The sequence below is a fragment of the Halorussus salinisoli genome (assembly GCA_005239435.1).
Lineage (GTDB): Archaea > Halobacteriota > Halobacteria > Halobacteriales > Haladaptataceae > Halorussus > Halorussus salinisoli.
Genome location: SZNP01000008.1, coordinates 102,604 through 115,645, shown reverse-complemented (window position 1 = coordinate 115,645; position 13,042 = coordinate 102,604). Strand labels below are relative to the sequence as shown.

Below are 13,042 nucleotides of genomic sequence, written 5' to 3'. Positions count from 1 at the left end.
GTTCCGCCCGAACGACGACCGACCGCGACCCCCGACTTTTTCCGACTCGCTCGACAATTTTAGAGGCACATGGCCGCCTCGCCGCTGGTCTCGATACTCGTCTTTCTGGTCGGCATCGGGGTCGTCGTCTGGAGCGTCGAGGAGTTCGTCGAACACGTCGCGGAGGCCGCGGTGGGACTCGGGGTCTCCACGTTCCTGCTCACCGTCGCGCTCGCCGGAACCGACCTCGAAAACGCGGTCCTCGGCGTGGCGGCCGCGGCGGGCGACCTTCCGGACGTGGCGGTCGGCACCGTGTTCGGCGAAGCCCTGTTCATTCTCGGCGCGGCGGTCGGTATAGCGGGCGTGGTGGCTCCCTTCGAGGAGTCGACGCCGCGGGAGTACCTCGCTCTCACGGCCGTCTCGCCCGCCTTGCTCTTCGTTCTGGGCGCTGACGGCCGACTCTCGCGGACCGACGGCGTGCTGTTGCTCGTGGCGTTCGTCCCGCTCGTCTGGGCGATTTACCGGTGGGAAGCCGAGCGGACGACCCGGTATCTCGACGCCGAGGACGTACGAGAGGTCCGGGAGAAAGCGACCGAGGACGAGGGACAGGGCGAAGACGGGGAGGCGGACGAGGACGAGGCCGCGGGTAAGGACGGGGCGGGCGAGGACGAGGCCGTGGGTAAGGACGGGGCGGGCGAGGAGACGGACGAAGACGACGAGCGCGGGCTGGTCGAACTCGGCGTCGTCCTCCTCACCGTGGTCGGGATGACGGCCGGGTCGGAGTTGGCGGTGATGGGTGCCCGCGACATCTTGGACGCCTTCGGACTCGTGGGTCTCGCGTTCGGCGCGACCGTGATGAGTTTCGTCGCCAGTCTGGAGGAGATTCTGCTGACGGTCGAACCCGTCCGCGAGGGTCGCCCGGAGGTCGGCATCGGCAACGTCGTCGGGAGTACGCTCTTCTTCGTCACCGCAAACGCTGGCATCATCGCGATGGTTCACCCGCTCGGTCTCTCGAACGCGGTCTTCGCGGTCCACTGGCCGTTCTTCCTCGTGGCGCTCGCGCTGGTGATGGCCTTTCTCCTCCGGGGGAAAGTCGGCCGCCCGGAAGGCGGCCTGTTGCTCGCGGTGTACGCGGCCTACTGGGTGTCGAACTACGCGCTGTAGCCGCGGCATAGCTCTCTGGATATAGGTATAGAATATATTTACCGTTCTAAGATAATTATATATAGGTTGTAAATAAATAATTTTATTTCTCAGGCGCGCTCGGACGAGCCGACGGATTCGACCGAAATCCCCCGGTCGCGGAACACCGCTTTGGCCTCCTCGAACTCGCTCTCGCCGTAGGAGAGCAACCCGGAGGGCATCATGACGTAGCGGCGCTGAACCTCGCCGCCGCGCCAGTAACGGACCACGAACCGCGGCCGTGTCAGCCAGTCGTCGCCCTCGACCGCCGCGACCGACTCCACGTCGTGGAGCGGGATTCGGTCGGCCGACCCGACGCCGTGGCGGCGGTTGACCGCCCGTCCGACTACGACGAGTGCGACCACGACCCCCACGCCGACCGCCAGCGCGGTCCAGTCGCCGCGGCCGACGACTTGGACGCTGGCGGCGACGAGCGCGGCGTAGACGACGAGGTAGGCCGCGAGGAGGGGCTTGTTCCCCTCCCAGTAGCGTTTGGCCTGACTCAAGAGTCCCGACTCCACCCGGAGTTCGTCGTCGGTCAGCACGCATCGGCCACGCTTGGTCCGGAAACTGGCCACGCGTGTTCTGTCAACTCTGAGTACGGAATAGCTTGGTGTTGATATTGTAGTTCTGACTTTTCGGTCGTGTCGGAGAGGAGCCGTGAGAACGGAAGAAGCTAGCTACTCCTCGAACCACGGAGTCTCAGCAACTGCACCGCCTCGCACCACTCATCACCGCAACCGCAGGCCTCACGTATCCCCAGCCTCCTCGTTCGCTCGGTTCACTCGTCCACCGTCAGAGGCACACTCCGACGAGTCTTCAGTCACTTCGCTCCTGAAGACACCGGAGGACAAACAACGTCCTCCGAACCTGCGGTCACGTCCGTTCCTGAAGACCCCGGCAGACAAACGGCGTCTTCCGAGCCTGCACTCGCGTTCGCTCGCGCAGACCTCGCGCGGTGGGCGCGACCTCGACACCGCGAGGTCGCGCCCGTACGCGCCGAACTGGAGGAAAGAATAGCTGAAGGAGTGGGAAACGTCGAGCGAGAAGCAAAAGCGGTCGAACTCACTGCTCGTCGGCCAGTCGCTCCACGCGCGCCAGCGAGTCGGCGTCCTCCGGGTCCTTGTCGTCGCGGACCCCGAGGAATCGCGGGAACCGGAGGGCGTAGCCCGACGAGTAGGTCGGCGACTCCTGAATCTCCTCGTAGCCCACCTCGAAGACGACCTCCGGCGATATTTCGACCGCCTGGCCGTCCTGCGTCCGGACGTGTGGCTCTAGCAGTTCGGTCAGGTCCGCGAGTTCCTCGTCGGTGATGCCCGTGGCGACCTTGCCGAGGGTCTCGAATCCGCCGTCGCCGCCCGACTCGTCGGCGCGCGCCGACAGCAGGAAGGTCCCGAGGAAACTCGCCCGGCGGCCCTCGCCCCACTCCGCGCCCGTGACCACGAGGTCCAGCGTCTCCACGTCCGGCTTGCGCTTGAGCCAGTTCTTCCCCCGGCGGCCGGGCGAGTAGGTCGAACTCGGGCGCTTGAGCATGATGCCCTCGTGACCCGCCTCCAGCGCCTCGGCTTCGATGGCCGCGATTTCCTCGGGGTCGTCGGTGATCCAGAGGTCGGACACGCCGGAGTCGAGGACCGCCTCCAGTCGGTCGTGGCGCTCCGTGAGTGGTGCCCGGAGCAGGTCCGTCCCGTCGGCGTGGAGGCAGTCGAACGCGAACAGGTCCAACTCCACCTCCTCTCGGGCCTGCGCCACGTCGTGCTTCCGACGGAACCGCCGGAGGACCTCCTGAAACGGTAGCGGGTCGCCGTCCTCGGTGGCGACCACCTCGCCGTCGAGAATCGCGGGCACGTCGAGGTGTTCCTCGACGTGTTCCACGACTTCGGGGAGCGCGTCGGTCACGTCCTCCATGTTCCGCGAGAAGACAGCGACCTCGCGGTCGGCGGCAGGTTCGGTTCCGCCCGCCCACTCGAGACCCTCGGGGTCGTGGTGAATCTGGACGCGGGCCCCGTCGTACTTCCACTCCACGGCGGCCTCGTCCCAGTCGTCGAGCGCGTCGCTCACGGCCCCGGCCTGCGCGAGCATCGCCTGCACCGGACGGCCCAGTTCGAGGTCCATCGCCTCGAGTCCGTCCTCGCCCTCCTCGCGCGCCACGCGGGCGACCTCGCCGTAGTCGTTCGACACCTGAAGCGCGCGCTCGACCGATTCGACCGACACGTCGAACGCCTGCGCCGTGGCGTCCCGAACCGTGCCCTCGCCGACGCCGATACGCATCTCCGAGAGGACGAGTCGGGCGAGATATCGGGCTTCGTCGCTGCTCGCCCGGTTGAACAGTCCGAACAGGATGTCTATCTTCTTGTCCTGACTCCCCGACCCCTGGGCCTCGGCGAGCGCGTCGAGTTCCTCGGCGACTTCCGCGACCGTGAGGTCGTTCGCTCCGTCACCTCCGCCACTGCCACTCCCGCCACCGCCGGTGAAGGCTCCGAGACCCTGCTGGCCGCCGAAGTCGTAGCTCGCGGCCACCTCGCCGATGTCGCCTACGTCGGCGAGTCGGGCCTCCACGTCGTCGGCCGAGACGTTGGTCCCGGCGGCCCGCGCGACGGCCTCGTAGCAGTAACTCGGCCCGATGTCGAGGGTTCGGGACGACCACGCCGGGAAGACGCGGCCCTGCACGAACCGGGACAAGACGGGGAGGTCGTCGTTGGCGTTCTCGAACAACGTCGTTACTCGCGCCGCGATGTCGGTGTCGGCGCTCAACGCTTCGATTTCGGCGGCCGTGTCGGCGAACTCCCCGAACTCCATCGGGCGAGAGTAGTTACCGTCTGAATTTAAAAACCCCGACTCTCTCCGCGAGCGTCCGTCCCGTCGTAGCAGTGCTGGCGTTCTCGGTCTACTGGAGAATAGTACAGAGAATGGTGGAACACGTCGAGAGGATGGCGAACGTCGGGAGAGCTAACTACTCCTCGAGCCACGGAAGACCGCAATCGCACAGCACTGCCCCGCACAGCACCGCGAGAGCCTCACGCCACCCCATCCTCGGCGGCCGCATCCACGACCGCCGTCGGAGGTTCGCGCCGACGTGCCTGCACTCGCTTCGCTCGCGCCGAGGTGGTAACCCAGCGAAGCACGATACAGTTCTGACGGCCCGATAGTTCTCTCGGGGCAACACTTTTCGCGCCGGAGTGAGCCAGTCTGGAACGATGCCCTCCACCGACCCGACGCCCGACGATTCCTCGACGCCGCCCGACTCGCGGTCGTTCGGAACCCGACTCGCGGTCGGTTGGGAACGCGCGATGGGGAACCTCGCGCTGGCGCTGGTTCCGCTGCTGTCCAGTCTGCTCGCGTCAGACAACGTCCGGCGAGTTCGCTCTGCCGAGGGGTACAACTTCGGCGTGGCGTTCCGATTTCCCTCGGCGCTCCCCGACCTCTGGACGTTCGTGAGCCTCCCGGGTCGGGAACCCGGGGTCCACGTCTCGTCGACGCTCTGGCTCCTGCCCGTCCTGATTCCGGTGCAGGCCGCGCTCGTCGCCGGCCTGCTCGGGAGCGTCCGCGAACTCCTCCGGACCGGCCAGTACGACTTCGCGGCGAACGTCCGCCGGTACTTCCTGCCGGTGGTCGTCTTCGTGGCACTCGTCCGACTCGTCGGTTTCGGGGCCGTCACCGTCACGGCGGTCGCTCCGCCACTGGGTCTCCTGTTCGTCCTCGGATTCCTCCTGCTGTCGTATCTCTTCTACGCGACACCCTACCTGGTCGTGGTCGCCGACGCCTCGGTGGCGGAGGCGCTGGCTCGGAGTTACGACTGGGCGCTCGCGGGCGGTCCGTACTTCGCCTACGGTGCGGGCTACCTGGTGTTCGTCGTCGCAATCTCGCTCGTCGCCTCCGCCTTCGTCGTCAATCTGGGCGCGGTCGGCGTCCTCGTCGGCGCGGTGACGTCGGCACCGATTGCGCTCGCGCTGACCTTCGCCACGACCGAGTTCGTCGCGGACGTGGACGGCGCCGAGACGAGTTCTCCCTCGGAAATCCGCCGGGAGGGACGATAGATGCTGGCAGTCCGCCTGCTCCACGTCCTCGGCATGGCGCTCGTCCTCGGCGGCGCGACCCTGACGTGGTGGCTGTTCCGGCAGGACGCCGCGTCGGATTCGGCCGCGGTCAGAACTGCCGTGGCCTACGAGCGCGGTTTCTGGGCCGCGATCGGCGTCCTCGTGATGACCGGCGTCGGCAACCTCGGGAGCCTCGCACCCTACGTCCCTACCGTAGAGACGCGCTGGGGGACGGTTTTCGCGGCGAAGCTACTCCTGGTGCTGACCGTGCTAGCGCTCTCGCTGGTCCGGACGCTCGTCGTCCACCGGTATCGCCGGGCCGAGGCGACCGAAGGGTCGGGTCAGGAGACGGACACCCTCCGAGTCGCCTACGGCGCGACCGCGCTCTCGCTCGCGACGGTGGTCGCACTGGCGGAGGTGCTGGCGCATGGGTGAGAACTCGGCTTCGCTCTGGCGTGGCGGCGACGACTCCCTCGTCGTCTGGGCGCTCGCGTCGTTCCACACCGCCACGCTGGTCGCGGTTCTCGTCACGGCCTTCTACCTCGCCGGAACCCTCGGCGACCTGCTCGGCGGTCTCGACACGCTCTTCGGTCTCGGTCTCTACCTCGTCCTCTGGGCGGGAACGTGGTGGACCACCCGGCGCGTCCTCCGTGCGGTGGCCGACGCCACCTCCGAGACGGACACCGCCTCCGAGACTGGTACTTCGGCACTCGCCGTCGTCGGAGTCGGCGGGAAGTGGGGCGGCGTGAACGGCGTCCTCTTCTTCTGGGTGCTGTTCGTCGGTTTCGTCGCTCTGAACGCGTCTCTCGAAATCGACGCCGTCGCGTTCCTGTTCGTCGCCGGGGGAATCGGGACGCTCCTCGCGCTGGGGATCGGTGCCATCGTCGGCGTGGTGTTCGCCGTCCTCGACCTCGCGCTGTTCCGGGCCGCGAGAGGTCTCGCGCCCGCACCCGCATCTGCGCCCGAGTCCGCGCCGGAGGCGGAGCGAGAGGAATCGGACGAGACGGTGTGACAACCGCTGGCCCGTGGATTCAAGGGAACTCCGTGTGACGTACCGCGTATGCCCGAGTCCGACCTCGCGGAGCAGGTCGAAGACGTGCTTTCGGTCGACCCCGACGAGTTCCAATCGCAGGTCGAAGCGGACGCCGAGGTCATCGTCGAGGAAGTCGACGAGGGAACCTTCGACAACCCGCAGGCCATCATCGGCTTCGAGTACGAGTTCTACGCGGTCGACGCCGAGACGGCCGCACTGAAGCGTGTTCCCCGGCGACTCCTCGAACTCATCGGCTTCGAGAAGGAGTTGGGACTCCACAACGCCGAGATGTCTACCAGTCCCCAACCGCTGAACCCCCACGGGTTGGCGGCGCAGGAGGCCGAGGTGAAAGCCCGCCTCTCGGCCGCCGAGGACCGAACCGGAGCGGAGGGGATGCGACTGGTCAGCGACGCCATGTGGACCATTCCGCCCGAGGGCGAGACCGCCCGGGAGTATCTGACCGGGAGCGTCGAGGACCGCGGGGTCCGAATCGCCTCGAACATGAGCGACTCGGTCCGCTACCACGCGATGGCCAACTCCGACGCGCAGGCCGGGATGAAACTGGAGGCCCCTCACGTGGACCTCGAAGCCGACACGGTGATGCCCGAGAGCCTCATCACCTCGATCCAACCCCACTATCAGGTGCCCCACGCCCGCGACCTGCCGACCTACTTCCAGTACGCGATTCGCATCGCCGGTCCCCTGCTCGCGCTCGGAGTCAACTCCCCGTTCTTCCCGCCGGACCTCTACGCCGACGACGCCGACCCAGACGAGATTCTGACCGACGGTTGGGACGAGAACCGAATCAGCGTCTTCGAGACGGTACTCAACCGAGACGGCGACGACTCCGACAAGGTGCGATTCCCGCGCGACGTGGCGAGCGTCGAGGAGGCCGTCGAGCGAATCGCCGCCGACCGCACCATCGTTCCGATGCCGGTCGAGACCAGCGACCGATTCGACGACGAGTTCGCCCACTTCAGGCTCAAACACGGCACCTACTGGCGGTGGGTCCGGCCGGTGTTCGGCGGGGCCACTCGGTCGTCGGCCAACGCCCGCATCGAGTTCCGGCCCATCTCGGCCCAGCCCACGGTCCGGGACTCCATCGCGTTTCAGGCCGCGTTCGCCGGACTCGTCGAGTCGATGTTCCGGCGCGAACACCCGGTCCGACAACTCGACTGGGTGGTCGCCAAGGACAACTTCTACGACGCGATGGCCGAGGGTCTCGACGCCGACCTCTACTGGATCACGAACGGCGGCGAGGAGACCACCGACCACGAGGCGGTGTACGAGGACATCTTCGCCCACGCGAAGGACGGACTCCAGTCGCGGGGCCTCAGCGACGAGGAAGCCGCCAAGTACCTCTACCCGCTCCGTCAGCGCGCCCGCCACCGGCTGACTCCGGCGAGTTGGAAGCGCGAGCGCGTTCGAGAGCGATTGGCCGACGGTGCGGACTTCGAGGAGGCGGTGTACGGGATGCAGAACGAGTACATCGAGATGCAGAGCGAGACGCTCATCGACGGGACGTTCGCGGATTGGGTGGGTCGCGGAGACACCGAGATGACCCGCGAGGAGTGAGAGCCGTCGGTCTCACGTCCGACGTGTCACACATCACCGCGAGCGACGACCGCAGAAAAAGGCCGTATCGGTTTACAGCGCTTCGTCGTAGTCTTCGTAGTCCGAAATCTCGACGCCTTCCTCGTCGATTTCGGCGAGCCACATACCGTTACCGGAGGCGGTGTCGCGTTCGACCGCGCTCTTGAGCGCGCGGATGGCGACTTCGCGGGCCTCGTCCTGGCTGAGGTCCTCGTGGTAGTCCTGTTCGAGGACACCGAGCGCGAACTGGGACCCGGACCCGGAGACGCTGTAGGTCTCCTCGGTCACGCCGCCGAGCGCGTCGTAGGAGTAGATGTGACCGCCTTCGGAGTCCACGCCGCCGAGGACCGGGACCGTGATGAGGAAACCGCCCGAGCGCAGGAGGTTGCTCGTCAGGGTCGAGAGCGCTTCCATGCTCATGTCCTCGCCGCGGCGAGTCTCGTAGAGGTTGTTCTCGACTTCGAGCGTTCGGATGAGCGACTGGGCCGCCGAGACCGACCCCGAGATGGTGAGTGCGCCCGTCGGGTGGACCGCTTCGACCTTCTTGGCCGTCTTCGAGGAGACCATGTGGCCGAGGCTCGCTCGCTGGTCGGTGACCATCACGACGCCGTCGGCCGTCGTCAGACCGATGGTCGTGGTTCCGGTCTTCAGCTCCTGAATGTCCTCGGCGTCGACCGAGCGATTCGGGAGCGAACCGAGTTCCGGCTCGTACGGGTTCGTGTCGTCGGCTTCGAGACGCGCGGTGTTCTGGGAGAAGTCTGAACCGTGCATTGGGCTACGCATTGGCTGTTTGTAGTTCGCCAGTACTGATAAAACCCACTCTTCGGGCGAATGGGGGACGGCGTCCGAGTTCCGGCCGGAATTGCTGGAGCCGCGGCTCTTCGGTGGATTCGCGGCCGAAAAACTGCGCGCTTACCTCGTCGTGTCGTAGGCCTGCTCGAGTCGGCTTACGACTCGGTGGGCGGGGAGCGTGACGCCGACTTGTCTGGTTGCGATCGCGAGTGGCAGTAGCAGGATGCTAGCTGCGACGCTTAGCTGATACAGGGCGAACAGGGTCGCACGGTGAATCCGGGTGGGCATCGGAGTTCGTACCTCGACCGAGGGTCGGCCAACTGGGTATAAAAGGATTATTGAAAGATATATTCCATAATGAACTATATTTGAGTTTCAGGTGGCCGCCCTCTTGCGATTCAAATTTGCTTGAGTTATGTCCAAAAGGGACGGGATACCGACCCGCGCGGACGTAGGCACCGGCTTGGCGACACCGGGTGTACGCATAACTTATGAGAATTATCCGGTTTACGTGCGCGGTCGGCGCGCGGTTCCGGCCGCGTCGCGGCGGCGTTCACTCCCAAACCGAAAGACACGAAACATCACGGCACGACCCTCGGGTATGAGCAACTATCTCGTTGCGATGGAGGCGGCATGGTTGGTGCGCGACGTAGAGGACATCGACGACGCCATCGGCGTCGCGGTCAGCGAGGCCGGAAAGCGACTGAACGACCAGGAGATGGACTACGTGGAGGTCGAAGTCGGCGCGACCGGGTGTCCGGCCTGCGGCGAACCGTTCGACTCGGCGTTCATCGCGGCCGGGACCGCGCTGGTGGGCCTACTCCTCGAAATGAAGGTGTTCAACGCCGACAGCGAGGAACACGCCCAGCGCATCGCCAAGAGCGAAATCGGCGGCGCGCTCCGGGACGTTCCCCTCGAAGTCGTGGAGACCATCGAGTACGAGGAAGACGAAGAGATCGAACTCGGCGGCGACGAGTAGACAGTTAGCCGGGGAGCGACCGCACTTCCGGGTTCGGCGCGGGTCGGTGTTCGGAGACGCGACGACAGACCGGCCGACCACTATCGGGTGGGGCTTTCTACCTCGTCTTCTCGGAGTCGGTCTTTCTTCCGACCTCTCGACACCACCCCGGCGCGTAGTCCGAAGCTTTATCTATAACCCGTAGTTATCCGAGAATATGGAACTACCGACGCCCCAAGACATCCGGGAACGCCGGACCGAACTCGGCCTGACTCAGAGCGAGTTGGCCGACCGCGCGGGCGTCTCCCAGCCTCTCATCGCGCGAATCGAGGGCGGTGACGTGGACCCTCGGCTCTCGACGCTCCGGCACATCGTGGACGCGCTGGAAGAGTCCGAAGGCGACATCGTCCGCGCAGGCGACCTGATGCACGAGAACGTGGTCAGCGTCGGTCCCGACGACTCGGTGAGCCGAGCCGTCTCGAAGATGCAGGAGGAGGGCTTCTCGCAGATGCCCGTCATCGAAGACGGCGTGCCGGTCGGCTCTATCAGCTTCGAGGACCTGATGAGCGTCGGCGAGGACGCCCGCGACCAGCCGGTCTCGGAGTTCATGGGCGAGAGCTTCCCCACCAAGTCGCGCAACGCTACGCTCGACGAACTCAGCACCGACCTCGGCCACAACAAGGCGGTCGTCGTCACCGAGCGCGGAAGCACGGTAGGGATCATCACGGAAGCCGACATCGCGGCGCGGTTGTCGTAGCCACCGTTTCGCGCGGTCCCGTCTCCCGGCAAAAGTCAGCGTCGAAACACCAACAATTATCGTACCGGCAACTGCACTTGAGACCATGACGGACTTCTCCGAGCGAGTCGAGCAGGTGTCGATTAGCGGTATCCGCGAAGTGTTCGAGGCGGCGGGCGAGGACGCCATCAACCTAGGTCTCGGGCAACCCGACTTCCCGACGCCGGAACACGCCCGGCAGGCCGCAGTCGAGGCCATCGAGGAGGGGAAGGCCGACGCCTACACCTCCAACAAGGGAACGCGCGAACTCCGGGAGGCCATCAGCGCGAAGCACGACCGGGACAACGGCTTTTCGGTCCCGCCGGAGAACCTCGTCGCCACCGCGGGCGGGAGCGAGGCGCTCCACCTCGCCATCGAGGCCCACGTGGACGCGGGCGAGGAGGTCGTCTTCCCCGACCCGGGATTCGTCTCCTACGACGCACTGACCCACATCGCTGGCGGAACGCCAAAACCGGTCGCCCTCCGCGAGGACCTGACCTTGGACCCCGCGGCGGTCGAGGAGGCCATCACGGACGACACCGCTGCGTTCATCGTCAACAGCCCCGCCAATCCGACCGGCGCGGTCCAGAGCGAGGAGGACGTGCGGGAGTTCGCCCGCATCGCCGACGAACACGACGTCCTCTGTATCTCCGACGAGGTGTACGAACACATCGTCTTCGACGGCGAGCATCGCTCGCCGATGACCTACGCCGAGTCGGACAACGTGGTCGTCGTCAACGCCTGCTCGAAGACCTACTCGATGACCGGGTGGCGACTCGGATGGGTCGCCGGAAGCGAGCGCCGCATCGAGCGCATGCTCCGGGTCCACCAGTACGTGCAAGCCTGCGCCTCCGCTCCGGCGCAGTTCGCCGCCGAAGCCGCCCTCTCCGGCCCGCAGGACCCCGTAGACGAGATGGTCGCCGCCTTCGAGGAGCGCCGCGACGTCCTGCTCGACGGCTTCTCGGACATGGGTCTCGACTGCCCGACGCCGAAGGGCGCGTTCTACGCCATGCCGAAGGTGCCCGACGGGTGGGTGGACGAGGTGCTGGACCGCGGCGTCGTCGTCGTCCCCGGCGAGGCGTTCGGCGACCACGGTGAGGGCTACGCCCGCATCTCCTACGCGACCGACATGGGGACGCTGAAGGAGGCCATCGAGGTCATGCGCGAGGCGACGAACGCGACGCTGTAAACGGCCGGGTCTTCTCGTCGCGCCCCCGGCGAGCGCGACGCCCGCGGGCGTCACGTCCGAGCGACGACGTTTGGGATACCGAACGACGTTTGGTCGATGAGCGTTCCCCCCTCACCGTGCGCAATCAAATAGAGATATAATAGGAATACTTAGACAAGTCTAAGACCGCTATAGGAGCCTCAAGACATCTATCAGTGACCCCGACAGATTCGAACGACGGGTTTATGTCACCTGTGAGTCGTCAACGAACGTGAAGTCGAACGCGCTAGCGCGGATGTCGTTCGTCGCCGGGCTGGGAGTCATCGCGCTCGCGGTCGAGTTCCATCTCGACGCGACGGGGTCGAACTGCGACGGGTGCGCACCGTTCCACCCGCTGTTCGTCCTCGCGCCGCTGGTGGCGGGCGCGGCGCTGACGCTCGGAGGCTACGCACTCTGGCGTCGGTAGCGGAGTATTTTCGCGCTTCGGTGATGAATCGCGCCTGAGATTTTATGCGTCTCGCTCCCGTCTACTGGCACCATGCCCATCTCGCGCCGGGAGTCCGGCGTCGTTCCCGCGGCCCGCGCGCTCGCGTCGCAGGTCCACCCCGTGTTCATGCTCCCGCCGGTCGCCTGCTCGCTGTTCGGCGGCGTGTTGGCGGGCGCGTTCGCTCCGCTGGCGGGTCTCACCCACACGACGGCCATCTTCGCGGCGGTCTACACCGCCCACGTCAAGGACGGCTACGTCGATTTCTACGTCCGGGACGAGGACGACGACCATCCGCTGTCCGAGTGGGGGTGTAAGGCCGCGCTCGCCGGTTCGACCGCGCTGTTCTTCGTCTGCCTGCTCGCGCTCTGGGTCGTCGCCGGAGTCGGCGCGGCCCTGCTGACCCTTCCGACGTGGCTGGTCGCCTACCACCACGCTCCCCAACTCGACACCAATCCAGTGACCGCGACGACCGGCTACCCGCTCGGCATCGCGCTCGCCATCCTCGGCGGCTACTACGTGCAAGCCGGGACGCTGACCGCGGTGCCTGTCGCGTTCGCCGCCGTGTTCCTCGTCCTGCTCTCGGGCGTGAAGGTCATCGACGACGCCCAGGACTTCGACTACGACAGGTCCATCCAGAAGCACACCGTCGCGGTCACGGTCGGCCCGGGGCGAGCTAGGATCGCGGCCTACGCGCTGATGGCGACCGCACTCCTGCTCGTGGTCGCGTTCGCCACCCTCGCGGTGTTCCCGCCGAGCAGCGTCGCCGCCGTCGCCGGGTTCGGGGTCGTCGCCGGAGTCGCCCGCAGGGCCGACCCGGAACTGGCGACGATGTTGCTGGTCCGTGGGTCGTACGTCTTCCTGGCGTTCCTGCTGGTGGCGGTGTGGTTCCGGCCGCTGGGATGACGACGGCGATACTGTGAGGAAACTAACGTTTTACGGACCGGCGAAGAGCCGTAATCCGGCCCCGTAGGTGGGAAACGCCGGCCTGCGTCTGTGCAATTCGAGTTACGACGAGTTAGATTCAACTTAGCCGCCGAGTAG

The 13,042-nt window shown here is 66.3% G+C and carries 13 protein-coding genes; 10 read left to right on the top strand and 3 right to left on the bottom strand.

From position 1 onward, the window contains the following. Nucleotides 1-69: 69 nt before the first annotated feature. Nucleotides 70-1,143 carry a sodium:calcium antiporter gene (locus E2484_RS20650; RefSeq protein ID WP_137287083.1) on the top strand — a complete coding sequence of 358 codons (1,074 nt, stop codon included), beginning with the start codon at nucleotides 70-72 and terminating at the stop codon, nucleotides 1,141-1,143. A gap of 89 nt (nucleotides 1,144-1,232) precedes the next feature. Here E2484_RS20650 and E2484_RS20645 read toward each other — a convergent pair whose 3' ends face one another. Further along, nucleotides 1,233-1,739, bottom strand: coding sequence for a hypothetical protein (locus E2484_RS20645; RefSeq protein WP_137287082.1), 507 nt, complete (start codon nucleotides 1,737-1,739; stop codon nucleotides 1,233-1,235). Nucleotides 1,740-2,226: 487 nt separating this feature from the next. Further along, nucleotides 2,227-3,957, bottom strand: coding sequence for an ATP-dependent DNA ligase LigA (ligA, locus tag E2484_RS20640; RefSeq protein WP_137287081.1), 1,731 nt, complete (start codon nucleotides 3,955-3,957; stop codon nucleotides 2,227-2,229). A 398-nt stretch (nucleotides 3,958-4,355) separates the two neighbouring features. Here ligA and E2484_RS20635 point away from each other — a divergent pair, with 398 nt between their 5' ends. Genes E2484_RS20635 through E2484_RS20620 form a run of 4 tightly spaced genes read left to right on the top strand, consistent with a single transcriptional unit; the run spans nucleotide 4,356 to nucleotide 7,803 of the window. After that, nucleotides 4,356-5,195 (top strand): hypothetical protein, encoded by an 840-nt coding sequence (locus E2484_RS20635; RefSeq protein WP_137287080.1) that lies wholly within the window; start codon nucleotides 4,356-4,358, stop codon nucleotides 5,193-5,195. Next, nucleotides 5,196-5,630: a CopD family protein gene (locus E2484_RS20630; RefSeq protein WP_137287079.1), complete on the top strand. Its 435-nt coding sequence runs from the start codon at nucleotides 5,196-5,198 to the stop codon at nucleotides 5,628-5,630. Continuing rightward, nucleotides 5,623-6,207 (top strand): hypothetical protein, encoded by a 585-nt coding sequence (locus tag E2484_RS20625; RefSeq protein ID WP_137287078.1) that lies wholly within the window; start codon nucleotides 5,623-5,625, stop codon nucleotides 6,205-6,207. The genes E2484_RS20630 and E2484_RS20625 overlap by 8 nt, the downstream gene beginning before the upstream one ends. Before the next feature lie 48 nt (nucleotides 6,208-6,255). Next, a complete protein-coding gene (locus E2484_RS20620) occupies nucleotides 6,256-7,803 on the top strand; it encodes a hypothetical protein (RefSeq protein ID WP_137287077.1) in 1,548 nt (515 codons plus the stop codon). A gap of 72 nt (nucleotides 7,804-7,875) precedes the next feature. Here the strand turns inward: E2484_RS20620 and psmB are convergent, their stop codons facing one another. Further along, on the bottom strand, nucleotides 7,876-8,604 hold the full coding sequence (psmB, locus tag E2484_RS20615) for an archaeal proteasome endopeptidase complex subunit beta (protein WP_137287076.1): 729 nt from the start codon (nucleotides 8,602-8,604) through the stop codon (nucleotides 7,876-7,878). Between the two features lie 610 nt (nucleotides 8,605-9,214). On the opposite strand from psmB, the gene E2484_RS20610 reads away from it, so the two are divergent. From E2484_RS20610 to E2484_RS20590, 5 genes are all read left to right on the top strand, one after another. Further along, entirely contained in the window at nucleotides 9,215-9,592 is a 378-nt protein-coding gene (locus E2484_RS20610; protein WP_137287075.1) for a DUF555 domain-containing protein, read from the top strand. 196 nt (nucleotides 9,593-9,788) lie between these two features. Beyond that, nucleotides 9,789-10,328: a CBS domain-containing protein gene (locus E2484_RS20605; RefSeq protein ID WP_137287074.1), complete on the top strand. Its 540-nt coding sequence runs from the start codon at nucleotides 9,789-9,791 to the stop codon at nucleotides 10,326-10,328. An 85-nt stretch (nucleotides 10,329-10,413) separates the two neighbouring features. Then, nucleotides 10,414-11,535, top strand: coding sequence for a pyridoxal phosphate-dependent aminotransferase (locus E2484_RS20600; RefSeq protein WP_137287073.1), 1,122 nt, complete (start codon nucleotides 10,414-10,416; stop codon nucleotides 11,533-11,535). A 250-nt stretch (nucleotides 11,536-11,785) separates the two neighbouring features. Continuing rightward, nucleotides 11,786-11,980, top strand: coding sequence for a hypothetical protein (locus tag E2484_RS20595; RefSeq protein WP_137287072.1), 195 nt, complete (start codon nucleotides 11,786-11,788; stop codon nucleotides 11,978-11,980). Nucleotides 11,981-12,052: 72 nt separating this feature from the next. Beyond that, nucleotides 12,053-12,904: a UbiA family prenyltransferase gene (locus tag E2484_RS20590; protein ID WP_137287071.1), complete on the top strand. Its 852-nt coding sequence runs from the start codon at nucleotides 12,053-12,055 to the stop codon at nucleotides 12,902-12,904. The last annotated feature ends 138 nt before the right edge of the window (nucleotides 12,905-13,042 follow it).